Source organism: Acidobacteriota bacterium (genome assembly GCA_033549365.1).
Classification (GTDB): domain Bacteria; phylum Acidobacteriota; class Aminicenantia; order Aminicenantales; family Saccharicenantaceae; genus JAWSUF01.
The window spans coordinates 105,313-130,682 of record JAWSUF010000005.1 but is presented as its reverse complement, the minus strand read 5'-3'; the positions used below and the strand labels follow the sequence as shown (position 1 = coordinate 130,682).

Annotated in this window: 26 protein-coding genes and 1 tRNA gene; 21 read left to right on the top strand and 6 right to left on the bottom strand. The window is 57.8% G+C overall.

Annotation, left to right across the window (positions count from 1 at the left end; translation table 11 throughout):
- Positions 1–5: 5 nt before the first annotated feature.
- Together arcC and SCM96_09160 are read right to left on the bottom strand one after the other, a co-directional pair.
- Positions 6–956 carry a carbamate kinase gene (arcC, locus tag SCM96_09165; protein ID MDW7760793.1) on the bottom strand — a complete coding sequence of 317 codons (951 nt, stop codon included), beginning with the start codon at positions 954–956 and terminating at the stop codon, positions 6–8.
- Positions 956–2,260, bottom strand: coding sequence for a cyclic 2,3-diphosphoglycerate synthase (locus tag SCM96_09160; GenBank protein ID MDW7760792.1), 1,305 nt, complete (start codon positions 2,258–2,260; stop codon positions 956–958). Before SCM96_09160 ends, arcC begins: the two co-directional genes overlap by 1 nt.
- Positions 2,261–2,660: 400 nt before the next feature.
- Between SCM96_09160 and SCM96_09155 the strand changes: the two genes are divergently transcribed.
- A complete protein-coding gene (locus SCM96_09155) occupies positions 2,661–3,143 on the top strand; it encodes a metallophosphoesterase (protein ID MDW7760791.1) in 483 nt (160 codons plus the stop codon).
- Here SCM96_09155 and SCM96_09150 read toward each other — a convergent pair.
- Positions 3,140–4,321 carry an MFS transporter gene (locus tag SCM96_09150; protein ID MDW7760790.1) on the bottom strand — a complete coding sequence of 394 codons (1,182 nt, stop codon included), beginning with the start codon at positions 4,319–4,321 and terminating at the stop codon, positions 3,140–3,142. The two genes, SCM96_09155 and SCM96_09150, sit on opposite strands and share 4 nt — an antisense overlap.
- Positions 4,322–4,436: 115 nt before the next feature.
- On the opposite strand from SCM96_09150, the gene SCM96_09145 reads away from it, so the two are divergent.
- The 20 genes from SCM96_09145 to pdxA all read left to right on the top strand — a co-directional run bounded on the left by SCM96_09145 (position 4,437) and on the right by pdxA (position 23,065).
- Positions 4,437–4,511: transfer RNA gene (locus SCM96_09145), tRNA-Val, on the top strand.
- 82 nt (positions 4,512–4,593) lie between these two features.
- Positions 4,594–6,543 (top strand): threonine--tRNA ligase, encoded by a 1,950-nt coding sequence (gene thrS, locus SCM96_09140; GenBank protein MDW7760789.1) that lies wholly within the window; start codon positions 4,594–4,596, stop codon positions 6,541–6,543.
- 16 nt (positions 6,544–6,559) lie between these two features.
- Positions 6,560–7,207: a translation initiation factor IF-3 gene (gene infC, locus SCM96_09135; GenBank protein ID MDW7760788.1), complete on the top strand. Its 648-nt coding sequence runs from the start codon at positions 6,560–6,562 to the stop codon at positions 7,205–7,207.
- On the top strand, positions 7,122–7,322 hold the full coding sequence (gene rpmI, locus SCM96_09130; protein ID MDW7760787.1) for a 50S ribosomal protein L35: 201 nt from the start codon (positions 7,122–7,124) through the stop codon (positions 7,320–7,322). The genes infC and rpmI overlap by 86 nt, the downstream gene beginning before the upstream one ends.
- Before the next feature lie 75 nt (positions 7,323–7,397).
- Positions 7,398–7,751, top strand: coding sequence for a 50S ribosomal protein L20 (gene rplT, locus SCM96_09125; GenBank protein MDW7760786.1), 354 nt, complete (start codon positions 7,398–7,400; stop codon positions 7,749–7,751).
- Positions 7,752–7,758: 7 nt separating this feature from the next.
- Entirely contained in the window at positions 7,759–8,793 is a 1,035-nt protein-coding gene (pheS, locus tag SCM96_09120) for a phenylalanine--tRNA ligase subunit alpha (GenBank protein ID MDW7760785.1), read from the top strand.
- Positions 8,790–10,850, top strand: a complete 2,061-nt coding sequence (pheT, locus tag SCM96_09115; protein ID MDW7760784.1) for a phenylalanine--tRNA ligase subunit beta — start codon at positions 8,790–8,792, stop codon at positions 10,848–10,850. The genes pheS and pheT overlap by 4 nt, the downstream gene beginning before the upstream one ends.
- Positions 10,840–11,100 (top strand): cell division protein ZapB, encoded by a 261-nt coding sequence (zapB, locus tag SCM96_09110; protein MDW7760783.1) that lies wholly within the window; start codon positions 10,840–10,842, stop codon positions 11,098–11,100. The genes pheT and zapB overlap by 11 nt, the downstream gene beginning before the upstream one ends.
- Positions 11,101–11,107: 7 nt before the next feature.
- The gene (locus tag SCM96_09105; protein ID MDW7760782.1) at positions 11,108–11,434 is read left to right on the top strand and encodes a cell division protein ZapA; all 327 of its coding nucleotides are present in this window, start codon (positions 11,108–11,110) and stop codon (positions 11,432–11,434) included.
- A 107-nt stretch (positions 11,435–11,541) separates the two neighbouring features.
- On the top strand, positions 11,542–13,104 hold the full coding sequence (rny, locus tag SCM96_09100) for a ribonuclease Y (protein ID MDW7760781.1): 1,563 nt from the start codon (positions 11,542–11,544) through the stop codon (positions 13,102–13,104).
- Positions 13,094–13,930 (top strand): TIGR00282 family metallophosphoesterase, encoded by an 837-nt coding sequence (locus SCM96_09095; protein ID MDW7760780.1) that lies wholly within the window; start codon positions 13,094–13,096, stop codon positions 13,928–13,930. The genes rny and SCM96_09095 overlap by 11 nt, the downstream gene beginning before the upstream one ends.
- Positions 13,923–15,254 (top strand): exodeoxyribonuclease VII large subunit, encoded by a 1,332-nt coding sequence (gene xseA, locus SCM96_09090; GenBank protein MDW7760779.1) that lies wholly within the window; start codon positions 13,923–13,925, stop codon positions 15,252–15,254. The genes SCM96_09095 and xseA overlap by 8 nt, the downstream gene beginning before the upstream one ends.
- The gene (gene xseB / locus SCM96_09085) at positions 15,251–15,502 is read left to right on the top strand and encodes an exodeoxyribonuclease VII small subunit (protein MDW7760778.1); all 252 of its coding nucleotides are present in this window, start codon (positions 15,251–15,253) and stop codon (positions 15,500–15,502) included. Before xseA ends, xseB begins: the two co-directional genes overlap by 4 nt.
- Positions 15,502–17,382 (top strand): 1-deoxy-D-xylulose-5-phosphate synthase, encoded by a 1,881-nt coding sequence (gene dxs / locus SCM96_09080; protein MDW7760777.1) that lies wholly within the window; start codon positions 15,502–15,504, stop codon positions 17,380–17,382. Before xseB ends, dxs begins: the two co-directional genes overlap by 1 nt.
- A 37-nt stretch (positions 17,383–17,419) precedes the next feature.
- Positions 17,420–18,217, top strand: a complete 798-nt coding sequence (locus SCM96_09075) for a TlyA family RNA methyltransferase (GenBank protein ID MDW7760776.1) — start codon at positions 17,420–17,422, stop codon at positions 18,215–18,217.
- A complete protein-coding gene (locus tag SCM96_09070) occupies positions 18,201–19,052 on the top strand; it encodes an NAD(+)/NADH kinase (protein ID MDW7760775.1) in 852 nt (283 codons plus the stop codon). The genes SCM96_09075 and SCM96_09070 overlap by 17 nt, the downstream gene beginning before the upstream one ends.
- Positions 19,053–19,843: 791 nt before the next feature.
- Complete coding sequence (locus SCM96_09065) at positions 19,844–21,328, top strand: glycogen/starch synthase (GenBank protein MDW7760774.1); 1,485 nt, start codon at positions 19,844–19,846, stop codon at positions 21,326–21,328.
- Positions 21,318–21,656, top strand: a complete 339-nt coding sequence (trxA, locus tag SCM96_09060; protein MDW7760773.1) for a thioredoxin — start codon at positions 21,318–21,320, stop codon at positions 21,654–21,656. Before SCM96_09065 ends, trxA begins: the two co-directional genes overlap by 11 nt.
- 141 nt (positions 21,657–21,797) lie before the next feature.
- Entirely contained in the window at positions 21,798–22,121 is a 324-nt protein-coding gene (locus SCM96_09055) for an RNA chaperone Hfq (GenBank protein ID MDW7760772.1), read from the top strand.
- Complete coding sequence (gene pdxA, locus SCM96_09050; protein ID MDW7760771.1) at positions 22,118–23,065, top strand: 4-hydroxythreonine-4-phosphate dehydrogenase PdxA; 948 nt, start codon at positions 22,118–22,120, stop codon at positions 23,063–23,065. Before SCM96_09055 ends, pdxA begins: the two co-directional genes overlap by 4 nt.
- A 30-nt stretch (positions 23,066–23,095) precedes the next feature.
- On the opposite strand, the gene smpB is transcribed toward pdxA, so the two are convergent.
- The 3 genes from smpB to SCM96_09035 are packed head-to-tail and all read right to left on the bottom strand — an operon-like array spanning position 23,096 to position 25,331.
- Complete coding sequence (gene smpB / locus SCM96_09045) at positions 23,096–23,545, bottom strand: SsrA-binding protein SmpB (GenBank protein ID MDW7760770.1); 450 nt, start codon at positions 23,543–23,545, stop codon at positions 23,096–23,098.
- Complete coding sequence (locus SCM96_09040; GenBank protein ID MDW7760769.1) at positions 23,542–24,807, bottom strand: hemolysin family protein; 1,266 nt, start codon at positions 24,805–24,807, stop codon at positions 23,542–23,544. Before SCM96_09040 ends, smpB begins: the two co-directional genes overlap by 4 nt.
- A 5-nt stretch (positions 24,808–24,812) precedes the next feature.
- Positions 24,813–25,331 (bottom strand): CarD family transcriptional regulator, encoded by a 519-nt coding sequence (locus SCM96_09035; GenBank protein MDW7760768.1) that lies wholly within the window; start codon positions 25,329–25,331, stop codon positions 24,813–24,815.
- Positions 25,332–25,370 lie beyond the last annotated feature (39 nt).

The window sequence follows — 25,370 nt, the reverse complement described above, 5'->3', positions numbered from 1 at the left end:
TTCTCCTAAGAATCGGCGACGATGCGCGTGCCGGACCGCCCGATCAGGGCGGCCTTGAGTGAGGCGGCCGAGGTGATGAGGACTTCCCGGCCGCCGGCCTCCACGTATTCCACCGCGGCCCGGATCTTGGGACCCATGGACCCCGGAGGGAATTGGCCGGCTTCGAGATGGCGCCGGGCTTCCGCGGCGCCCATGACAGGGATCTCCTTTTGTTCGGGTTTTCCGAAATCGAGGTAGACTTTGTCGACGGCCGTCAGGATGATGAACAGCTCCGCTCCGGATTCCCGGGCCAGAAGCCCGGCGGCATAGTCCTTGTCGATGACCGCCTCGACGCCGCGGAACAGGCCGTTGCCGTCGATGATGACGGGGATGCCCCCGCCTCCGGCGGCGATGACGATGCGGCCGGCCTGGATGAGATCGCGGATGACGGTCTTGGGGACGATGTCGATGGGCCGCGGCGACGGAACGACTTTCCGGAACCCCCGTCCGGCGTCTTCGATCATGGTCCATTTCTTTTCCTTGGCCAGCTGTTGGCCGCGGTATTTCGTGTAAAAGGGACCGACGGGCTTTGTGGGATTTTGAAACGCCGGATCGTTCCTGTCGACGAGGACCTGGGTGATCAGGGTGGCGACGTCCTTGTCCATCGAGCAGCGGCGCAATTCGTTGATCAGGCTTTTTTCGAGCATGAAGCCCATGCTGCCCTCGGTCATGGCGTCACAGACGTCCAGGGAATACGGAGGAATGATATGGGACGCTTCCTCCATCTGGATGAGGAGATTGCCGACCTGAGGTCCGTTGCCGTGGACGATGATCAGCTCATAGCCTTTGCGGATGATATGGACCATGAGCTTGGCGGCATGATTGGCGTTTCTCATCTGCTCTTCCTGGAGACCTTTCTGGGTCTCCGTAAGAAGAGCGTTTCCGCCGAACGCGATGAGAGCGATCTTTCTGTTCATCAGAAGCGTTTCAAAACGTCCTTGAGATTCGGCGATCCGATCTCTTTGAGCTCGTAGCGCACGCGCAGAAGCTTCTTGTTGACTTTCAGGACGCGATTGAGGTCGATGGGCGTGGCGCTGATGACCGTGTCGCAGGGGATCCGGTCGATGGTCCGGGCGAGTTCCTGAACCTGCTTGTCTCCGTAACCCATGGCCGGAAGAACGTCATCCAGGTGGCCGTATTTGGCGAAGGTTTTTTTGATGCTGCCGACGGCGAACGGACGGGGATCGATGATCGAGGCGGCGCCGTATTTCCGGGCCGCGACAATGCCTGCGCCGAAACGCATTTCCCCATGGGTCAGGGTCGGCCCGTCCTCGATGACCAGCACCTTCTTTCCGGCGATCTCCTTGTGATTTTCCACGATCAGGGGGGAATTCGCCTTGATGACGACGGCTTTGGGATTGAAGGCCTTGATATTGGCGAGGATCTTGTTGATGCCTTCTTTTTCCGCGGTGTCCATTTTGTTGATGACGATGACACCGGCCCGGCGGAAATTGGTTTCACCAGGGTGGTAAGTCAGTTCATGTCCGGCGCGGTGGGGATCGGCGACGACGACTTCGAGGTCGGCTTTATAAAAGGGAAAATCGTTGTTCCCGCCGTCCCACAGGATGACATCGGCCTCTTTTTCGGCCTTTTTCAGGATGGCGCCGTAATCGACGCCCGCATAGACGACGATACCGTTGTCGATATGGGGTTCGTATTCCTCGCGCTCCTCGATCGTACAGTTGTGCCGGTCGAGATCCGCATAGTCGGCGAACCGCTGGACTTTCTGGCTGATCAGGTCGCCGTAAGGCATGGGGTGGCGGATGACGGCCACGCGGCGGCCCTTGGCCTTGAGCAGAAGGGCGATCCTGCGGCTGGTCTGGCTTTTTCCCGATCCCGTGCGGACGGCGCAGATGGAGATGACGGGCTTGCGGCTCTTGATCATGGTATGGTCGGGTCCGAGCAACACGAAGTCGGCTCCCGCCGCAAGAACCATGGAGGCCTTGTTCATGACGTAGGTGTGGGGCACGTCGCTGTAGGCGAAGTGGACCTCGTCGGCTTTGAGCTTGTGGATCAATCCCGGAAGTTCGTCTTCGGCATAAATGGGAATGCCCTTGGGATAGAGCTTGCCGGCCAGTTCGGACGGATATTTCCGGCCATCGATATCGGGGATCTGAGTGGCCGTGAAAGCCACGACCTTGAATTCGGGCTTGTCGCGGAAATAAACATTAAAGTTATGAAAATCCCGCCCCGCGGCGCCCATGATGATGACGCGTTTCATTGCGTAACTCCTTTTCATATATATAGCGGCCCAGCCGCCGAAAATGGCAATCAAGTATAATACACACAAGCATTTCTTGCAAACAGCCGGGGTTGTGCGGAAAAAGCGCCGAGTTTTATTTTCTCTTCCTATACGGCGCTTTTTCCCCTTCGGGCGAGCCGATCTCACCACATCGATTTCGTCCCGGCCTGCTCGACGTAGTTCAACTACGCCTGCGCAGTCCGGGGCTCATCGCTGCGGCAATCTCGACTCGCGCACAACCCCGGCCCCGGGGCTCGGACATGTCTTGTGAAGGGATTCCCCCGAGCCCGAAAAGCGGAAGCCGACGAAGCGGGTTTGGCCCGTCCGGCGGGATCGTGTAAAATACCAGAGAGGCGTATTGAGAAACCAAGGTGCGAAAATGATCGGCATCCTTTCGGATTCCCACGATAATCTGACCATGATCCGGAGGGCGGTGTCCGTTTTCCGAAGCGCGGAATGCAACCTGGTCGTTCATGCCGGGGATATTGTCGCTCCTTTCGCGGCGGCGGAACTTGCTGAAACGGGCTGCCCGGTTAACGCGGTCTTCGGAAATTGCGACGGCGAACGGGCGGGACTTGTCCGGGCCTTCCAGGCCTTCGGAGAGATCCGCGAGGGCCCTTGGAGTTTCGAGCATGCCGGGCTGACCATTCTTGTCACCCATATCGAAGATTCCCGCCTGACAACGGAGCCGCGAACGGCATGGGATCTCCATGTCTGCGGACATACTCACAAAGCCGAGGTCCGCAAGGAAGACAACCGCATGATCGTCAATCCCGGAGAAACCTGCGGATGGGTCAACGGCATCGGCACCGTGGCGCTGTTCGATCCTGAAAGGCGGATCGCCGAAATCATCCCTCTTTAGTCCGATTCCGAAGACGGAAGCCGCGGCGACTCCCGGACGAATATCAGAAGGATCGCGGCGGCCGCCGTCAGAACAAGAGACAGGCTGAAGGGTGCCCAGAGTGCAATCCGATCCCAGAGAATTCCCGCGGCCAGAGAGGCGGGCAGCGCGCTGAGTCCGATGACCATTTGAAAGGCGCCCAGAACGCTGGCCCTATAGTCGAGGGGGGCCAGCTCGGCCGCCAATGTCTTCTGAGCGGGTTCAAGGGCCGCTTTGTGGGCCCCGAAGAGGATGAAAATCGGGATGACAATCAAAGCCTTCCCGGCGCCGGTTATAGCCCCGACACAGACACATCCCCAGAGCGCCAAGGCTGCAAAAAGAACGGGCTTCCGGCCGACTTTATCCGCCAGCCGGCCGAATGGCCATGACAGGGCGGCGGCCGTGATGGCGAAGATCAGGTAAAGAAAGGGAAGCTTGGAATCCCCGACTCCCGAGGTTCGAGCCAAAACAAGTAGAAAGGAATACGAAAAGGCCCCCAGTGCGAAAACCGCGTTCAAAGCGACATAAAGGCGGAGATTGCGTCCGATATCCCGGAAAGAAAGCCCTTTGAAGGCGCGAGCGTCCGATTTTGCGGGCTCTTGGATGTTTCTGAGGATGAGGAACACTCCGGCCAGCGAGGGAACGGCGGCCAGAGCGAAGAGAAGGCGAAAACCCAAAATATTGAACAGAAAGGCACAGAGAAGAATGCCGCAGACCGCGCCGAGATGGTCCATGGCCCGGAGAAGACCGAAGTGGCGTCCGCGGTCGGCGCGGGTCGAAATGTCGGCGACGACGGCGTCGCGGGGGGCGCCGCGGATCTTGCCCGCACGATCCAGAATCCGGAAGGGGATGAGATGTGTCCAGACCGCCGAGACGGCATAGCCAAAACGCGAGAGAGCGCCGCAAAGATACCCCGTCCAGATGAAGATCTTGCGCTTTCTCCATTTATCGGACAGGTAGCCCGATCCGGCCTGCGACAGGGACACCACAGCCTCACCCAGACCGTCGAGAAAACCGAGAGCGGTCATGTTGGCTTTCAAGATCTGCGTGACGAAGAGAGGCCAGATGGGCGCGATCATGTCCGAGCCCATGTCGTTGAAAAAGGAAGCGGCGGCGAAGGTGCGGATCGTCCTGCGGCGGCGGGGTTTTTCGGAGTCCATAACCTGCCGATTAGCTAACACATCTCCCGGGCGGGGTCAAGCGCCCACCCGATAATTCATGTTGACACTGCCTGGTGATTTGCCTAATATATAAAGGCTTTAAAAAGCAAAGGATAGGCGCGTAGCTCAGTGGGAGAGCGCTTCCTTGACACGGAAGAGGCCGTGGGTTCAATTCCCTCCGCGCCTACCACGAGGCGGAACCCGTCTTGATAACATGATGTTTAAGACGTTATTTTGAACGGATGGCCCTATTGATTCGGGCTTGAGTACCCATGACAAAAGATTCAGTCGAAGAAAAAGCGGATTCCTCGTCTCTTCAGGCGAGTCAAGGTTCCCGTCTGTCCGAAATCGCCGCCGGACTCCGACTTCCCTGTCCTGCGGTTGCCGCCCGGATCAACGGCGATATTCTTGATCTCCGATCCCGGGTCGATCCGGATGCCGACATCACCTTTCTGACCTGTGAGGACCTCGACGCCCTCGAAGTTCTCCGCCACAGCGCGGCCCATCTTCTCGCTCATGCCGTGACCGAGCTTTTTCCCGGAACGGAAATCGGGATCGGACCGGCCGTCGAGACCGGGTACTATTACGATTTTCACCGGGAAACTCCGTTTTCCATCGAGGACCTGGAGGCCATCGAAAACCGGATGAAGGCCATCGCGGCTGAGGATCAGCCCATCGAGCGCATCATTCTTCCCAAGGCCGAAGCCGTCCGCCTGTTCCGGGACATGGGGCAGAATCTCAAGGCCGAACTCGTCCGGGAAAAAGGCGGCGAAGAGGTTTCCTGTTATCGCCAGGGTCCGTTTATCGACTTCTGCCTGGGTCCGCACATCCTGTCCACCGGACCGCTCGCCCATGTGAAATTGTTATCCGTTTCCGGGGCCTACTGGAAGGGCGACGAAAAGGGACTCCAGCTTCAGAGGATCTACGGGACGGCCTTCTTCACGGCGCCCGATTTGGAGGCTCACCTCGCGTTTCTTGAGGAAGCGAAGAAGCGCGATCATCGCCGTCTCGGCCAGGACCTGGAATTGTTCAGCTTGAACGAGGATCTCGGCAGCGGGCTCATTCTCTGGCATCCTCAGGGAGCCCGAATCCGGGAGGTCATCGAGCAATACTGGCGGAAAAGACACCGGGACGGCGGCTACGATCTTCTCTACAGCCCCCATATCGGAAGAGAAAATCTCTGGAAAACCTCGGGCCATCTGGATTTCTACAAGGACGCGATGTACGCCCCCATGGATATCGATGGGCAGAATTACTACATCAAACCCATGAATTGCCCGTTTCATGTCCTGATCTACAAAAGCCGGCTTCACTCTTACCGGGATCTGCCTCTCCGCTGGGCCGAACTCGGAACCGTCTACCGGTATGAGCGCAGCGGAACCCTGCACGGCCTGCTCCGGGTCCGGGGATTCACCCAGGACGACGCGCATATCATCTGCACGCCGGACCAGATCGAAGACGAAATCCTCAGGGTTCTGGATTTCTCGATATCGATCCTGGCTGCCTTCGGATTTACGGACAATGCCATCGAGTTGTCCGTCCGCGATCCGCTCAATTGCGGAAAGTACTGCGGCCCCGACGACATGTGGTGCCGGGCCGAAGCCTCGCTTCTCAAGGCGCTGGAAACACGCGGACTCAAGTTCAAGCGCATGGAAGGGGAAGCCGTCTTCTACGGTCCCAAGATCGACATCAAGGTCAAGGACGCCATCGGGCGCCTCTGGCAGTGCACGACCATCCAGTTCGACTTCAACAATCCCGACCGTTTCGACATGTCCTATGTCGGGGAAGACGGCCGGACGCATCGGCCTTACATGGTTCATCGCGCCCTTCTCGGCTCGCTGGAGAGATTTTTCGGCATCCTGATCGAGCATTACAACGGGGCCTTCCCGGTTTGGCTGGCGCCCGTCCAGGCGATCATTCTGCCCATCGCCGAAAGACATGAGGACTATGCCCGCCGGCTCGACGAGAAACTGAGGGCGGCCGGGCTGAGGTCGCGCCTCGATCTGAGCCGGGAAAAAACCGGCAAGAAAATCCGGGAAGCCGAAGTCAAAAAGATCCCGCTCATCCTTGTCGTCGGAGACCGGGAGGCCGAGCGCGGAACGGCGTCCCTGAGGATTCGGACACGCGGCGATATCGGCGAAGTCGCGGTCGACGATTTCATCGCGGAAACCCTGGAGCTCGACAGAACACAAGCGCTCCAGATCGATAGATTTTTAAAATAAAACGAGGAGGCCGAACATTTTCAGACGACACCTTTTCCAGCCTGCGACGCAGAAAGCGAAAGCCCATCGCATCAACCAGATGATCCGGGCCAACGAGATCCGTGTGATCGACAGCGAAAAAAAGCAGCTCGGGATTTTGCCTCTCACCCGGGCCTTGGAGATCGCCCGGGAGCAGGGATTCGATCTGGTCGAGATCGCTCCCCTGGCCGACCCCCCGGTCTGTCGAATCATGGATTACGGCAAGTTCATCTATGAAGAACACAAGCGGGAACAGGAAGCCAAAAAACACCAGAAGCAGATTCAGGTGAAGGAAGTCAAGTTTCGTCCGAAAATCAGCATCCACGACTACGATTTCAAGATGCGGCATGTCAAAAGATTCCTCGGCGAGGGAAACAAGGTCAAGATCACCATCATGCTCAGGGGACGGGAACGCTCCAAACCCGAACTGGGCCACCAGATTCTCGGCCGGGTCATTGACGACATTCGGGATATCGCCGCTCAGGACGGCTCGACACGCCGGCAGGATTGGATGGTTTCGGCCCTCGTCGTCCCAATCAAGACGGCAACCGGAGGAAAAGATGCCAAAACAAAAAACCCACAAGGGCGCTCAAAAGCGGCTGAAGGTCACAGCGAAAAAGAAGGTTCTTCACAAAAAGGCGAATAAAAGCCACATTCTGACCAAAAAATCGTCCAAGCGGAAGAGGAAGCTTGGCCGGAAATCCGTCATCAGTTCGGCCGATATGTCCGCCGTCAAGGACATGCTTCCCTACGATTTCTAGAATTCACGAGCGGACGGCGCCGGTCCGCCGCCGGAATGCGGTGGAACATCCGCCGGCGCGTTTAAGGAGATCACGATGCCAAGAGTTAAAAGAGGCCCGAGAAAAAAGAACAGGAGAGTGAAAATCCTGAAACAGGCCAAGGGCTATTGGGGCGCCAAGAGCCGAAATTACCACACGGCCAAGGAAACCGTGGAAAAAGGCCTTCAATATGCCTACCGGGATCGCCGGGCGCGCAAGGGAGACTTCCGCAGGCTGTGGATCATCCGGGTCAAAGCGGCCGCTGAAGCCAATGGCCTGTCCTACAGCCTGTTTATCCGCGGATTGAAGACATTGAAAATCGAGCTCGATCGAAAAATCCTGGCCGAGCTCGCCGTCAACGCTCCCGGCACCTTCGCCCATATCGCGGGGATGGTCAAAAGCGCAGCCTGAGCCGGTCATGAAGGAATTCGCGGCCCGGCTCAAGGAGGTCCGCCGGTTATTCGACCAGGCCCTGGATCAGGCGCAGGACGCCCGGTCTCTGGAAGGTCTTCGCAACCGGTTCCTCAGCCGGAAAAAAGGGCTGCTGGCCGGGCTCTTCGAGGATATGAAGAGCCTGCCGAACGCCGACAAACCCGAAGCCGGGCGTCTTCTCAATGAGTTCAAGGCGGCCGTCCAGGAAGGGCTGACGGCCCTGGAGTCGCGCCCCGCCGAAAAGGACTCTCCCGGCGAGGGCTTCGATCCGACTCTGCCGGGTCGCGTCCGTTACCGGGGCGCTCCCCATCCGATCCACATCTTTCAACAGGAGATCGAGTCGATTTTCCTGGGGATGGGGTTTTCGATCGAGGACGGACCCGAAATCGAGACGGATTTCTATAATTTCGAGGCTCTGAATTTTCCGCCTCATCATCCGGCCCGGGACAGCTGGGACACGTTTTATGTCACCGACGACCTGTTGCTGCGGACTCACACCTCCCCGGTGCAGGTCAGGGTTATGGAGAAGAGAAAACCCCCGATCCGGATCATCATTCCCGGCAAGGTCTATCGGCGCGAAACGCCGGATCCGACCCACCTGCCGATGTTCCATCAGGTCGAGGGGCTGGTCGTCGACGAAGGCATCACGTTTGCCCACTTGAAGGGGACCTTGGAGAGTTTTCTCCGAGCGCTTTTCGGAGACAACACGAAGATCCGCTTCCGGCCGAGTTTCTTTCCCTTCACCGAACCGTCGGCGGAAGTCGATGTGGAATGTCTGGCCTGTTCCAGCCGCGATCCGGGCTGCCGCATTTGCGGAGGGACGGGCTGGAAGGAAATCCTGGGCGCCGGGATGGTCGATCCCCAGGTCTTCAAGAACGTCAACATCGACCCGGAAAAGTACACCGGCTGGGCTTTCGGCATGGGCATCGACAGGATGGCCATGTTCGCCTACCAGATCCCGGAACTGCGCCTGTTCTATGAAAACGACCTGAGATTTCTGAGACAGTTTCACCTGAAATGAAAATCAACCTGGAATGGATCAAAGATTACGTGAAGGCGGACCTGCCCCCGGCCGAGCTGGTCGAAAAGCTCACCGCCATCGGGCTCGTCGCTGAAAGCGTCGAGGACAGGGGTGGAGATCCCGTTCTGGATTTGGAAACATACGCGAACCGGCCCGACACTCTCGGCCATCGGGGCGTGGCCCGCGAGATCAGCGCCATGCTGGGCCTCACCTTCGAGGATCCCGTCCCGCCGGTGGCCGAGTTTTCTCAGAAAACATCGAGCCTGGTCGATATCCAGATCCTGGATGAAAGCCTTTGTCCGAGGTATTGCGGACTGGTTGTCAAGGGCCTGAAAGTCGGGCCCTCCCCCGAGCCTCTCCGGCGCCGTATCGAATCCATGGGATTGAAACCCATCAACAACGTCGTCGACGTTTCGAACGCCGTTCTCTTCGCAACCGCTCAACCCATCCATATCTTCGACTTGTCCCGCATTGCCGGAAGCCGTATTATCGTCCGCAAGGCTCAGCGGGGCGAGAAACTCCGTACTCTCGAGGGAACGACCGTTGACCTCGCTCCTGACATGCTGGTGATCGCCGACGAGGACAAGCCCGCGGCCCTGGCCGGCGTGATCGGCGGAGAGGATTCGGGCGTCACCGAATCCACCGTCGATGTCTTCATTGAAAGCGCCTGCTTCGACCCGGTGTCCGTCCGCAAGACGGCCCGCCGTCTGGGCCTGTCCACGGATGCCTCCTACAGGTTCGAGCGGGGGGCGGACATCGATTTCGCGCCGCAGGCGGCCCGCATGGCTGCGGCGATGCTCAACGCCTTCGGCGGCCGGGCGTCGCGAGGCGTCCTGGATGTTTATCCCAAGCCGAGGAAACCCCGGTCCATCGTTCTCCGCCGTTCCCGTGTGGCACATCTGCTGGGCGTGGATGTTCCGGCGGACTTCATCGTCCGCCTGTTTGAAGCCCTGGGCTTTAAAATCGCGGACGAACGGAAAGACGTTTGGAAATTGGGCATCCCGTCCTTCCGCGTGGATATCGAGCGGGAAGCCGATCTGATCGAGGAGATCGCCCGCTTTTACGGCTACGACAGGATCCCTTCCGTCGTGACGCCTCTCCGGACCTATGAACCTCCCCGAAACCGAAAAAGGCGGACGATTCAGAAAGTCCGGGACATTCTTTTTCATCAGGGGTTCGACGAGGTTGTGACCTACAGCTTTTCCGATCCCGAAAAAGAAGCCGTGATCGGCGGCGATCTCGATCCCGTTTCGCTCAAGAATCCGATTTCGACCAGGGCCTCGACGCTGAGGACGAATCTGCTTATGGGTCTTCTCGAAACGGCGGCCTGGAACACGAACCGCGGCCTTGATGGCGTTCACATTTTCGAAATCGGCAATATCTACTGCCGGGACGAGGACGTTCACCATGAGAACTTGACCCTCGGGCTGCTGAACATGGGAGCCGTGGGAGGGCCGCACTGGCTGGAAAAGTCCCGCCCGGCCGACCTTTTCGATCTCAAGGGCGCCGTGGAAGCGGTTCTGGGCGGCTTGCGCTATCATCTGTTCGGGTTCGAGCGGGCCTCTTTCCCTTGGTTCGAAGACGGGACGGCGCTGGCCGTTCACTACAGAGGGGAAAAGATCGGGTCGATGGGCCGGGTGGCGCGCAAGATCCTCGAAAAGTGGGATCTGGACGGAGAGATTTTTACGGCGGATTTGAATCTGGCCGCAATCCTGGCCAAGCAACCGCCGGTGTTCCGGCTGGCTCCGCTGGCCCGTTTTCCCGGCGCCGTCCGTGATCTGTCCATCCTTGTCGGCCGGTCGACCGGATTCGAAGAGATCCGGAAAGTTCTGAACAGGTTCGAAATCCCGCTTCTCGAAGGCTTTGAACTCAGCGACAGGTATGTCGGTCCGGGTGTTCCCGAAGGAAAGGTCAGTGTGACGCTGCGGTTTTATTTTCGACATCCCCAGCGCACGCTCCAGACCGAAGAGGTCGACAAGGCCGAACAGAGCATTCTCGGACATCTCAAGACGGGCCTGCAGGCCGTATTGAGGGAAGGAGGCCAAATTGACAAGTGATTTGGAGAGGATTAAAATACTGGAAGGCAAGATCTCCCAGGTTCTGGATTGCGTCAAGCGATTGGCCACTGAGAACGACAAGCTCAAACAGCAGCTTAAGGAGATCAAGTCGGAAAAGAAAGAGTTTGAGGAGCAGGCCCGCAAGCTGGCCCGTCTTGAGGAGACCGTCAAGACGAGCGAGAGCTATCGGGAGGCCGTCAAGGCGCGGATCGAAGCCCTCATAGGACAGATCGACGCCTTGGGCCTCTGAGCCTGAGATGGACAGGATCATCAGCATCGAAATTTTCGGACAGCACTACAAGATTCGTGTCAAAGGAGAGGAGGATGAACAATACATCAGCCACCTGACTTCCTATGTTGACCAGAAAATGAACGAAGTGGCCGTGAAATCCGGATCCTCCGATGTCGCTAAGATCGCCGTGCTGGCGGCCTTGAACATCGTGGACGAACTTTTCCTGAGCCACCGGGAAAAGGATCAACTCAGCGAAGCCATTGGCCGTTTGGAGACGGAACTCGAGAGTTTAGAGGACCAACTGCATAAGAATGAACATACATCATCGGAATCGGAGAAAGTTTCTTCCTGAGACGGGCTTTTTCCTCCCTCGGGGTTTTCCCGGATATTCCCTAATTCCGGTTCTCTGACCTCCTCTTTTCCGATCTCCTTGAAATAGATCGCGAGGAGGTACTTGAAATGAACACGCTTCTGACCGCAGGTGTCGGTCTCTCGATCATTCTACTCACCGTCCTGCTTTTCCTCCTCCTCAGGAGAAAAGATGCCGCGCGAAAGATTTTCAAAGCCCGCGAGGAAGCCGAGAGCATCCTGAACCGGGCCCGGGACGAGGCGGAAAAAGTCAAGCGAGAGTCGGCCATCGAGGCCAGGGAAAAAGATCTGGCCCGCCAGGCCGAATTCGAAGAACAGACGAGGGAACGGCGGAGAAAACTCAACGAAACCGAGCGAAGGCTCGTCAACAAGGAAGAAAACCTGGAACGGCGTATCCAGTCCCTGGAAAGAAAGGAAAAGGATTTTTCCGCCAAGGAGGAGAGGCTCTTCAACAAGGAAAAGGAAATCGAGGGCCTGGAAAACCGTGTTTCCGAAACCCTGGATCAACAGATTCGGGAATTGGAACGCATCTCCGGCATGACCCAGGAGGAAGCCCGGGCCAATGTCATTCGCAAGATCGAGGAAGACGCCCGGCTCGAGGCCGTCCAGGCCATGCGCCGGATCGAGGATGAAGTCCGGGAAAACAGCCGGGTCAAAGCCCAGGAGATCATCAGCAACGCCATCCAGCGTTCGGCCGCCGAACATGTCGTTGAAACCACGGTCTCGGTCGTCGATCTGCCCTCGGACGACATGAAAGGCCGGATCATCGGCCGCGAAGGCCGGAACATCCGTGCTTTGGAACAGGCGACGGGGGTGGATATCATCGTCGACGACACGCCCGAGGCGGTCATTCTTTCGAGCTTCGATCCGGTGCGCCGCGAGCTGGCCCGGCTGTCCATTCAGAAACTCGTCCATGACGGGCGGATCCATCCGGCCCGGATCGAGGAAATCGTCGAATCGGTCAAACAGGAACTTGATCAGACCATCAAACAGGAAGGCGAAAACACCGTTCTCGAACTCAAAATTCAGAATCTGCATCCCGAGCTCATCAAGCTTCTCGGCAAACTCAAGTACCGGACGAGTTACGGCCAGAATGTTCTCCAGCACGCCAAGGAAGTGGCCTTCCTCTCGGCCGCCATGGCCCGCCAGTTGGGGGTCAATGTCCAGGTGGCCCTGAGGGCCGGGCTTCTCCACGATATCGGCAAGGCGGTCGACAAGGACGTCGAGGGGACGCATACCGAATTGAGCGTCGAGCTGACCCGAAAGTACGGTGAGTCGGAGAAAGTGATCCAGGCTATCGCCTCCCATCACCGCGACGTCGATTTTCCGTCGGTTGAGGCGGTTCTCGTCCAGTCCGCCGACACCCTTTCGGCGGCCAGGCCGGGCGCGCGGCGCGAACTTCTGGAATCCTACATCCAGCGTCTGCAGAAGCTCGAACACCTGGCCAACTCGTTCGAGGGCGTCCAGAAATCCTTCGCCCTTCAGGCCGGCCGCGAGATCCGGATCATCGTCGAGAGCCAGAAAGTCACGGACGACCGGGCTTTTCTGATCGCCAAGGACATCGCCCAGAAAATCAAGAACGAACTGGATTATCCCGGGCAGATCAAAGTCACGGTCATCCGGGAGATGAGAGCGGTGGAATATGCCCGCTGAGAAGGTCAGGTCCGAACGGACGTCGTCCGCGGGCATCGGCATTTTGTTCATCGGCGACGTCATCGGCTCCGTCGGCCGGAAGGCGCTTCAGAAATACCTTCCCGTTCTGCTGCGCAAGTATTCTCCGGCGATCACCATCGCCAATGCCGAGAACGCCGCCGGAGGAAACGGCATCACCGAGGATGTCGGACGGGAACTCTTCATGCATGCCGATATCCTGACCTCGGGAAACCATATCTGGGATAAAAAGGAAGGGCTTCCGTATATCGACAGGGAACCCCGGCTTCTCCGCCCGGCCAATTACCCTCCCGGCAACCCGGGGCATGGATCCTATATCTTCACCGGAGAAGACGGCGTGCGCATCGGGGTCCTCAACCTCCAAGGGCGTGTGTTTATGGAGCCCCTGGATTGCCCCTTTCGAAAAGCTGATGAAGAAATCGCCGTTTTGAGGGAATCGACCCCGATCATTCTTGTCGATTTTCACGCCGAGGCGACATCCGAAAAACAGGCCCTGGGTTGGCATCTCGACGGCCGCGTCTCGGCCGTCGTCGGCACCCATACCCATGTTCCGACGGCCGACGAACGGATTCTGCCCGGCGGAACGGCGTTCATCACCGATGTCGGGATGGCCGGCGGCCGCGATTCCGTGATCGGGATCGCCCGGGAACAGGCCCTGCAGCGCTTTCTGACGGCCCGTCCGGTGCGCTTCGAACCGTCCAAGGCCGGCCTGATGCTCCAATCGGTTTTCATCGTCGTCGAGGAAAAAACCGGCCGGGCTCTCTCGATTCAGAGAGACCTTTTGTGCGAGGATAAGGGTGATGGATGAGATCCACTCCGGGACCGACCGAGTCTATACGGTTTCAGAACTGACGCGTCTTGTCAAAGGCGTTCTCGAGACCGCGCTGCCTCAGGTGTGGGTCGAAGGGGAGATATCCAATTTTCACCGTCATTCGTCGGGACATATCTATTACACGCTCAAGGACGAAAAGAGCCAGATCCGGGCCGTCCTTTTCCGGGGAGATGCCCGGAGGGCCGTCTTTGAGATGAAAGACGGGCTCCAGGTCGTCTGCCGCGGGCGGATCAATGTCTACGAACCCCGGGGAGAATATCAGATCGTCGTCGATCTCGTTGAACCCAAGGGCAAGGGTGCGCTTCAACTGGCTTTCGAACAGCTCCGGGACAAGCTCAAATCCGAAGGTCTGTTCGATCCCGCCCGAAAGAAAAAAATTCCCGTCTTTCCGAAAAAGATCGGCATCGTCACATCTCCGAGAGGAGCCGCCATCGCCGATATTCTCCGCATCCTGGACAGACGATTCGCCCGGGTCCATATCCTCCTCTATCCGGTGAAGGTCCAGGGGGAAGGCGCCGCCGATGAGATTGCGGCCGCGATTGAATACTTCGGCCGCCGCGGAGACATGGATGTTCTGATTGTGGGCCGAGGAGGAGGATCGATCGAGGACCTCTGGGCTTTCAACGAGGAAAAAGTCGCCCGGGCCATCGCCGCTTGTCCGGTTCCCGTTATTTCCGCCGTCGGACATGAAGTGGACTTCACCATCGCCGATTTCGCGGCCGACCTGCGCGCCTCAACCCCCTCGGCCGCGGCCGAAATCGTGGTCGAGACGGAAACCGTTTTCCAGGAACGGATCGCCGCTCTGCGCCGGAGTCTGGAGCAGGAATTCCGCTATGGCATCCGAGCCCGTCGCGAAAACGTCACCGCCCTAACCCACCACCGGATTTTCCAGGGCTTCCGGGTCCGGCTGCTGAACCTCCAGCAGCAGGTCGATGAGATGGAGGAGAGGGCCCGGACCGTGATCCGCGGCGAACTGAGGAAAATCAACGCCGGCCGGACGCGCACTCTTGTTCTGGCTGAAAAGGCGGTTGCCGCCATGCGGGAAAAAATCAGGCGGCCCCGGGCCACCTGGGAGCGCTTGACGGCCTCGCTTCACAACTTATCTCCTTTTGCCGTTCTGAAAAAAGGATATGCCATCTGCTGGAAAGCGGGCGGTCTTCAGGCCATCCGGAAGGCCGAGGAGGCCGTTGCCGGCGAGGATATCATCGTATCTTTCCATAAAGGGGAATTGACATGCCGGGTTCGGGACATCGACCCTAAGAAACGCCTGGAATCCCGGTTCGTGGAGGAGAAACCATGACCCAACTCCATTTCGAAAAAGCTCTGGCGGACCTGGAACAGGTTGTCGCCCGCCTGGAAAAAGGGGACGTCTCATTGAACGAATCCCTGGCTCTGTTCGAAAAGGGCGTCAAACTGGCCCGTTTTCTCCGAACGGAATTGGACAAGGCGGAGAAGAAGGTGGAGATTCTGCTCAAGGATGACGACGGGGAAATTCAGGCCGAGCCGTTCTCCGTGGAGACCGAGGAAGACGGCGAAGACAAGGCGTGATGGGAAAGCTGCTTGAGGGGATTCAATCCCCCGCCGATCTGAAAAAGCTTTCCGTGCGGGAGCTGAACGACCTGGCCGTCGAAGTCCGGGCCCGCATTCTGGAAATCGTCTCAAAAACGGGCGGGCATCTCGCCTCCAATCTGGGTGTTGTCGAGATCACGCTGGCTCTTCACCATGTTTTCGATACGAAAAGGGACAAGATCATCTGGGATGTCGGGCATCAGTGCTACACGCATAAGCTTCTTACGGGACGCAGGGACAGATTCTGCACCCTTCGCCAGTGCGACGGCCTGCTGGGTTTTCCCTGCCTGGCGGAGAGCCCTCACGATGCCTTCAACACCGGGCATGCCTCGACCTCGCTGTCGGCCGCTTTGGGCATGGCCGTCGCCCGGGAAAAGAAGAAGGAAAAATTCAACGTCATCGCCGTGGTCGGTGACGGCAGCCTGACCGGGGGCATGGCCCTCGAGGCGCTCAATCAGATCGGACATCTCCGCGAGAAATTGGTCATCGTTCTGAACTTCAATGAAATGTCGATTTCTCCGAATGTCGGCGCCTGGTCGAAGTATTTGTCCTATCTCGTTTCAGGACAGCACTACCTGAGAATCAAGGATCAGGCCAAGTCCCTGCTCAAAACGATTCCGAAAATCGGCTGGCCGCTCATCCGCGTCGGTCGGGCCATGGAGGAAATGATCAAGAAGACCATTTTCCCCGGGCTCGTTTTCGAAGAGCTGGGCATCCGCTATATCGGCCCCGTGCAGGGGCACAGCATCGGATCGCTGATCGAAGTCTTTGAACTGGCCCGCGACTACGACGGCCCCATTCTGGTGCATTGCGTCACTCATAAGGGACGCGGTTATGCCCCGGCCCAGGCCAACCCGGCCAAATTCCACGGTGCGGGGCCTTTTGATATCGCCTCAGGCGAATCGTTGGACAAGGATCCCCGGCCGACCTATTCCTCGGTTTTCGGACGGACCATGATCGAACTGGCCGCGGCCGACGAACGCGTCCTGGCCATCACCGCAGCCATGCCGGAGGGCACGGGACTCGGCGCCTTCGCCGAGACATACCCCGACCGCTTCTTCGACGTCGGGATCGCCGAACAGCATGCCGTGACCTTCGCCGCCGGGCTGGCCATTTCCGGATTCAAGCCCATGGTGGCCATCTATTCGACATTTCTCCAGAGGTCCTACGATCAGGTCTATCACGATGTCTGTCTGCAGGATCTTCCGATCGTTTTCGCCCTGGACAGGGCCGGGTTGGTGCCCGACGACGGGCCCACTCACCAGGGTGTCAACGATATCGCCTATCTCAGCCACATGCCCAACATGATCATCATGGCGCCCCGGGATGAAAATGAAATGCGGCACATGCTCTATTCCGCATTTCGCTATAAACACCCCGTTGCCGTCAGGTTTCCCAAGGCCAAGGGCGCCGGGGTTCCCCTGGACAAGGAATTTCAGGAACTCCCGGTCGGCCGGGCCGAAGTCCTGAAGGAAGGCCGGGATCTTTTCCTGGCTCTCGGCAGCATGGTTGCTCCGGCATTGGAAGCCGCGATCCGGGTGGAAGAGGTCGGGATTTCCCTGGCTGTGGTCAACGCCCGGTTCGCCCATCCGATCGATGAAGCCTTGATTCTCGAGCGCGCACGGGACGGTGGAACGGTGTTGACCGTGGAGGAGGGCATCGTGACCGGAGGCTTCGGCAGTGCCGTCCGCACTCTTCTTGACCGTGAGAAGCGGTTCGATGTCCGCTTCAAGGCGATGGGGCTTCCCGTCGATATTTTTCCCGTCGGCCGGTCCGAGATCATCAGGAGCAGATATGGGCTGGATGTCGACGGTCTTGTGGCGGACATCCGGGCGTTTTACGGGAAGACCGCGTCCTGATCTCCCTTGAGACGGCGGGGTATCGAACGGAATGAGGATGAAGGAACGAGCGGATAAGCTCCTTGTCGAGCGGGGCCTGGCCGACACGCGCCAAAAAGCTCAGGCCCTGATCATGGCCGGGCGGGTCTACTCCGGCGAGGAAAAGGTCGACAAGGCCGGGCGTCTTTACGATGCCGTCGTCCCCCTTGCGATTCGCGAAGGCTTGCCGTTCGTCGGTCGCGGCGGACTGAAACTGGCCGAAGCGCTGGACCGATTCGATGTGGATGTCGGGAATGCGGTCGTCCTCGATATCGGGGCCTCCACGGGGGGTTTTACGGATTGTCTTCTCCAGCGCGGCGCCGGGAAAGTCATGGCCGTCGATGTCGATATCGCCCAGCTTGACCACGGCCTGCGCCGCGACCCCCGGGTGATCACCATCGAAAAGAACGCCCGCTATCTTTCTCCGGAAGATCTCCCCGAGCGACCCGACTTTGCCGTCATGGATGTCTCTTTCATATCCATAAGAAAAATTCTTCCGGCCTTGAAACAGATTCTAGGATCCGGCCTTCTGGCGGCGCTCATCAAGCCGCAATTCGAAGCCGGCCGCGGCCGGGTCGGGAGGAAGGGCATTGTCCGCGATCCGGCCGTTCACGAAGAGGTTCTGAGCGCCGTCGCCGCCGGAGTTGCGGAAGACGGATTCGCCGTTCTGGACATCATGTCCGTTTCGACGCGGGGACGGAAAGGCAACCGGGAGTTCTTTTTCCTCCTGGCGCCTGAAAGACGGTCTCTGTCGGAGAAGGAGATTTGCCGGCGGATCAAGGAGGCGATAGGAGAGGAGCATGAAAAAAATCACTAAAGCCGGGTTTGTCATCAAGCCCCACGCCGTCGGTGTGGAGGAAGTTCTGATGCAGACCATTGCTTATTGCGAGCGACGCGGCATTCGATGTCTTCTTGAAAAAGACGCGGCTGAAAAAATCGGCGCTAAAAAAGGCCTGGCCCGCGAACGGATCCCCGGCGCCTCCGATCTCGTGGTCGTGCTGGGGGGAGACGGCACTCTTCTCAGCATCGCTCACCTGGCTGCTCAGGCCGGAATTCCCGTCATGGGCGTCAACATGGGGCGCTTGGGATTTCTGACCGAAATCCCGACGGAGGAAGCCGTTCTGACCCTCGATAACCTGCTCGGCGGAAACCGGGATATCATCAGTTCCCGCTGGCTGTTTGAGGCCCGAGTCGGCCGGCGAAGGTCTTATTGTCTCAACGATGCGGTCATTACCAAGGGTGCGCTGGCCCGCATGATCGATTTCACGATCGCCGTCGACGGCGAGCCGGTGGCCCGGCTCAAATCCGACGGCCTGATCATTTCAACTCCGACAGGATCCACAGCCTATTCTCTATCCGCAGGCGGCCCCATCGTTCATCCCGGTCTTCATGCGACCGTCATCACCCCCATTTGTCCCCACACGTTTTCGTTCCGCCCGCTCCTCATCCCTTCCGAATTCCGGGTTTCCGTCCGGCTCCTGACGGCCGGAGAAGAAGTTCATTACACGCTCGACGGCCAGCGCGGCGGCGCCATGGTTGAGGGCGACGTGCTGAACATCCGACGGGCTCCGCTCGAACTGCTGCTTGTGACCTCGCCGAAGAGGAATTATTTTGATCTCGTCAAAGAGAAGCTAGGCTGGGCCACCTCCTAGGCCGAAACTGTGCGTTAAAAGAGCCGGGGATTTCAATTTTTTCCCCTATTTCCGGCTCTTTTAACCCTTCGGGCGTGCCGATCTTCCCGCATCGATTTCGTCCCGGCCTGCTCGACGTAGCTCAACTACGCCTGCGCAGTCCGCTCCTTATCGCTACGGCAATCTCGACCCGCGCACAGCCTCGGCCTTCCGGGCGAGCCGATCCGGCCGCATCTGCTGCGTCCCACAGTTTTTTCTTAGGCTTTCGCGGGGCGCAGGGGGGATCCCGGAGCAAGCCGTCGGAGGGTCGAGCGGGCACGGATCCGAAACCGCAGGTTGAGGAGAGCGAGACCCGGGAACCGAGACTGTGCGCAGGCCAAGATGGCCGTTCCGGCAAGGATGCAGTTTGTGAGGGCGTAGTTGAGCTACGTCGAACAGGCTGCGACGCAGCCGGAATGGCCAGATTGGCTTGCCCGAAGGGTGAAAACTCCAAATAAGAAGAAAGAAAAAAAATCTTGGAGTTTTCACGAACGGTTTCGGAGCCGGAGTGGACGGGACTCGCCGGGGCCCGGACACGTCTTGAGAAGGGATTCCCCCGAGCCCGAAGAGCGAAAGCCGTCTCCGCCGCCTCGGCCCGTGAATAACCAGTCTCCGCCCGAGGCTGTGCGTGAAAACGCCCGGATTTCTTCTTTTCTTCATATTTCCGGCTCTTATAACGCACAGCCTCGGCCCTGCGGGCGAACCGATCCGGCCGCATCTGCCGCGTTGCTCCGCAAGTTGACTTTTGGGAGGGCGTCTTCTATGATCCAAACATGAGACGGAACCTCCGGATTGTCTTTGTCACGCCCGAGATTTCCCCGCTTGCCAAGTCCGGGGAATTGGCAGATTTGTCCGGCTCACTGACACGGACTCTGGCTGACGCCGGGGCCGAAGTTTCCGTTTATCTCCCCAAGTATCGCAAGCCGGAGATCGATTCCCTGGCCGCCTCGGCCGTCCGGACGGAACTCACCGTTCCCCTTGGAGAAGATAGAGTCAGGGTCTCTGTCCTGACCGCGGTCATGGGCAAAGTCCAGGTTTTCATGATCGACAGTCCCCGGCATTTTTTAAGGGAAAGCATCTACGGTTCGCCTCAAGGCCCGTTTCTCGACAATGACGAGCGGTTCGTTCTCTTCGGCCGGGCCGTCTGCGAACACATGATCAAGTCCCGGATGAAGCCGGATATCATTCACTGTAATAACTGGCCGTCCTCTCTGGTTCCCGTTTTCATGCGCACCCATTATGGACGCCGGGTTCTTTTCAGGAACGCCGTTTCCGTGCTCACGCTTCACAACGCCGGCTACCAGGGAGATTTTCCTCCGGAAAGCCTGGCCCTGACCGGGCTCAACTGGGATTTTCTCAATTCCGAGGCGGCTTTTTTTGAAAACCGGTTCAATTTTCTCAGGTCGGGAGTTTTATATGCCGATGCGGTCAACACCGTCAGCCGGACCTATAAAAAAGAAATCCTTTCCGGACTTCACGGTGGTAAGCTCAAGGAAATCCTGAATCGGCGTCCACGGACGTTCTCAGCCATCCGCAACGGCATCGACCCCGTCGAATGGAATCCCGAATCGGACGCCTATATCGCCGCCGGCTTCAAAGGGTCCAATCTTGACGGAAAGGCCGTCTGCCGCCGGGACCTGAAAGAAGAACTGAGGCTGAAGAATCCGGAGTTGCGGCGGCCTCTTCTGGGCATGGTGTCCTATCTGGCTCCGCAAAAAGGGGTCGATCTCATCATGGAATCCCTGGGCGATATGATAGCCATGGATATCGGACTGGTTGTTTTGGGCGTTGGGGAGGAAAAATACGAAAAGTTTTTCCGGCAGGCGGAAATCGATTATCCGGGCCGTGTGGCGGTTCGATTTGAGCCCGGGACCGCTTTGACTCATAAGGTCATAGCCGGATCCGATATCCTTCTGATTCCTTCGATCCATGAGCCATGCGGTTTGAGCGCGATGTTCGCCATGAAATACGGAACAATTCCTGTTGTGCGGGCGACCGGAGGGCTTAAGGAAACCGTCTCTCCCCATGACCCGAAGACGGGGAAAGGCGTTGGATTTGTTTTTGAGGAATTTTCCCGTTCGGCGTTCATGGATGCCGTGAGACAGGCCGTGCGCATCTTCGAGCGGCAGGAGGAGTGGCGGGGCATCATGAATGCAGCTATGGACAGGAATTACAGCATCCGGAAAACCGCCGGAGAATATTTGAAGCTCTATCGAAAAAGTTTGGAAATTCAAGGAGGAAAAATCCATGTCGAGTGAACACATCATCGACGGCTCCGACGCCGGGTTCGAACAGCTTGTGCTGAAATCGGGACTCCCCGTTCTGGTGGATTTCTGGGCTCCCTGGTGCGCACCCTGCGGCATGATTGCCCCTGTTCTTGAGGAAGTGGCCCGGACTTATCAGGGCCGTCTTCAGGTCGTCAAGGTCAATGTCGATGACAATCCCCAGTCGTCCCAGACTTACGGTGTCATGACCATCCCCACCCTGATGCTGTTCAAGGGAGGAGAAGTCCGGGATAAAGCCGTTGGGGTTGTCTCCAAGGAAAAGATCGAGACGCTCATCGCGTCGCACGTCAAGGCCGGCTGACTCTTCGGGCGTACCGATCTCACCGCATCGATTTCGTCGCACACCCTCGGTTTTCGCAAAAAAGTTGCATTTTGCCGGCTCAGGATGTTATGATTCAAACAATAAGGCTGTCCAACCAGTAAAAACCGAGGAGGAGTTCCCATGAACAGGAAACTCATACGTCCCGATCTTTCGGAGATCAAAGAGAAGATGTCCCAGGAAAAAGATCCGGCGAAAAGGAAAATGCATCCTCCGACGGATACGCATGCCGAGAGCTACTATTATCTCAAGCAGATGAACAAGAAAACACCTGTTGCGGTTGTTTTAGCCGATGGAGAGGTGCTCAAGGGATCCATCGAGTGGTATGACAGAAACTGCATCAAGCTCACCCGCCAGGAAGATCCCAACCTTCTCATTTACAAAGCCAATATCAAGTACATTTATAAGCTCGAAGAAGAAGAAACGGCGGCAAAAAAACGGCGATGACGCCCCCCCGCATCGGGGTCACCCTCGGAGATCCGGCCGGGATCGGCCCTGAAATCGTCGTAAAAGCTCTAGCGGAGTTACAAACCCTCCCCTCCGCACAATATGTGATCTATGGAGAATCACGAATCATCCAAAGCGCCGAGCAGGCTTTGGGCCTGCGTTTGGGATGGAATCATGAGATTGAGCTGCGCGATCTTCCGCCCGGTGTCACTTATCCCAAGACAAGGGGTCCGTCTGAAGCCGGTGGACGAGCCTCTTTCTTATGGTTCGAGGCTGCCGTGGAGGATGCACGGCGAGGCGAATTGCAGGCCTTGGTGACGGCGCCCATTTCCAAGGAATCCTGGAGCCTTGCCGGTCTGTCCTGGCGGGGACACACGGAATATCTTGAACGCGACCATCCCGAGGCCATCATGTCCTTCTGGTCACGGAACCTGCGCGTCGCTTTGCTCAGCCATCATTTGCCGCTTCGGGAAGCGCTCGAGAGGATCAAAAAAGAAGCGATTCTGGCGTTTCTAAGATCGCTGCGGCAAAGCCTCGATAAACTGTCATCCGGGATTACGACGCTCCTCGTGGCCGGGTTGAATCCTCATGCCGGGGAAAAGGGAATTCTGGGGCATGAAGAGGAAACGGAGATCCGCCCGGCCGTCGAAGAGGCTGTCAAGGAAGGGATGGATGTCGCCGGCCCTTTCCCTCCCGATACCGTTTTCCTGATGTCCCGCGGCAAATCGGACAGAATGGTCGTCGCTCTTTATCATGATCAGGGTTTGATTGCCTTTAAAATGGAGGCCTTTTCGACCGGCGTCAACATGACGCTCGGGACGCCTTTTGTCAGAACGTCTCCCGACCACGGAACGGCCTTCGAAATCGCCGGGATGAATTGCGCGGATCCCTCGAGTATGCAGGAGGCCCTGATTCTGGCCGCAAACCTTGTCACCAAAAAATAACCCCGCACTTTTGATAGCCGACCCGTTCTATTAACGAGTCCGCTTGAGATGCCCCCGAATCTCCCGGTCCACGTCGCGCTTTTTGATCGTTTCGCGCTTCTCGTAGGCTTTTTTGCCGCGCCCGAGACCGAGCACGACTTTAATTTTTCCTTTGGGATTGAAAAACACCTTGGTCGGGATCAGGGTCAGCCCGCGCTCCTGGATCTTTCCGGCCAGCCGCCGGATTTCCCGGCGGTGCAAGAGAAGCTTGCGGTCCCGCAGCGGTTCGTGGTTGAAGATATTGGCCGCCTCGTAGGGACTGATATGGCATTTGACAAGAAAGATTTCACCGTCCCGAACATCGGCATAGCTCTCCTTGAGGCTGACGCGCCCTTCTCTCACGGACTTGACCTCGCTGCCGAGAAGCACAATGCCGGCCTCGAAGGTTTCCAGGATTTCGTATTCATGTGAGGCGGCTTTATTGACCGCGGCGGTTTTCACGGCGATTCCCCGGACACCCCGGTTTCCACCCGGATGAGGCTGATGTGACGCTTGTTCATTTTCTCGACGGTGTAGCGGTCGCTTCGGAAAATCAGAGTGTCGCCCTCTTTCGGCAACCGGCCGAATTCATAGAGAAAAAATCCGGCCAGGGTGGTGTAATCGGCTTTCTCGGGGATTTTCAAAGGGAGCCGTTCATTCACGTGCTTGATGGATGCCGAGCCTTTCATGATGTAGGCGTTGCCCCCGAGAGTCGTGAGCCAGTCCTCGGGACGGATATCGTACTCGTCGTGGATATCCCCCGTGATTTCCTCGATGATGTCTTCGAGAGTGACGAGGCCCTCGATGGTTCCGAATTCGTCGACAACCAGAGCCATGTGGACGGCCTTTTCCTGCATCTGGAGAAGAGCTTTTTCGAGAGGAGCCAATTCCGGAATAAAGAAAGGTTTCCGCAGAACGCTTCGGATATCGAAATCCCCCACGTCGCAGAGCTTGGAGATGATGTCCTTGGCGTGAATGACGCCTTCGATGTTGTCCAGTCTCCCCGTGTAGACGGGAAAGCGCGAATGCCCCGAATCCCGGATGGCGGCCGCGATGTCCTTGAGAGGCGTGTTGATCTCGATGCCCCGAACCTGGGGTCGGGGGATCATGATTTCCCGGACGGGCCGTGTGCTGATATCCAGGATGCCGGCGATCATTTTTTTCCTCAAGCTCGACATTCCCCGGATTCCCGAAGTCAGGAAAATACGGATTTCCTCTTCATTGAGCTTTCGGGCCAGAGGGTTTTCCTCGGACGTCAGTTTCGGGAAAACGATCCCGGACAGGACGGAAAAGCCTTTGGCCAGGGGAAAGAAAATCAGTTTAAAAAATCGGATGGGATGAATGACCAGGTAGGTCACCTTGAGCGGATTATGGGCGGCGTAGGTTTTCGGATTGAGTTCTGAGAAAAAAAGCAGAAGCGCCGTGGTGGCGACGGTTGCCAGCGCGACGGCCTGGTTCTGGTTGTCGGGAAAAAGAGACACGAAGATGTATGTGGCCAAGGATGCGGCTGCGGCATTGGCCAGGGTATTTCCTATGAGGATCGTGGCCAGGAGATCCTGGACCCGGGCCAGAGCTTTGCGGATGTGGGTCGCCCGTTTCTGGCCCTTTTCCTCCATGGAGGCGAGTGTGTAGGGATTGACGGCGATGAAGGCCGTTTCCGAAGAGGAAAAAAGAGCGCTCAGGGCAAGAAAGGCTATGAACAGAAGGACGGCGGTCAGTATCATTCCGGTCAGTGGTTGACCCGATGTTTATGATTCTGAAAGCACTTCGACAGGGCGTCTTCGATCTTCTCTTCGATCTTTTTGTTGGGCAGGCAGGACGCCGTCGAAATCTCGATGACGAGAAGCTCCTTGGCTTTTTCCATCATTTTTTTCTCGCGATAGGAAAGGGGCTTGATCATGTTCAGGCAGTGCAGGCTTTTCAGAACCTGGGCCGTGCCCATGAGCGTGCCGGACTTCATGAGGTCGATATGCTCTTTATACCGCCCCTTCCAGTTCATGATGATATCGTCGGGAGAGGATCGGATGTAGGAGAAAATCTTCTTGACGGCCTTTTCCTCCATCGGTCGCCGGACGCCGACTTCGGCGAAGACCGATACGGGCAGGAGAACCAAAGCATTGGAGGACAGGATACGAAGGTGGAAAACCTTGAATGTCTCTCCGTTATGAGTCGCCTGGTCGATGGCTTCGACAAAGCCAAGTCCGTGGTTGGGATAAATGATCTTATCCCCGACTTTAATAGGATTCATTCGCCCTCAGTATAAAGGAAACCGCTTCTCCCGTCAATC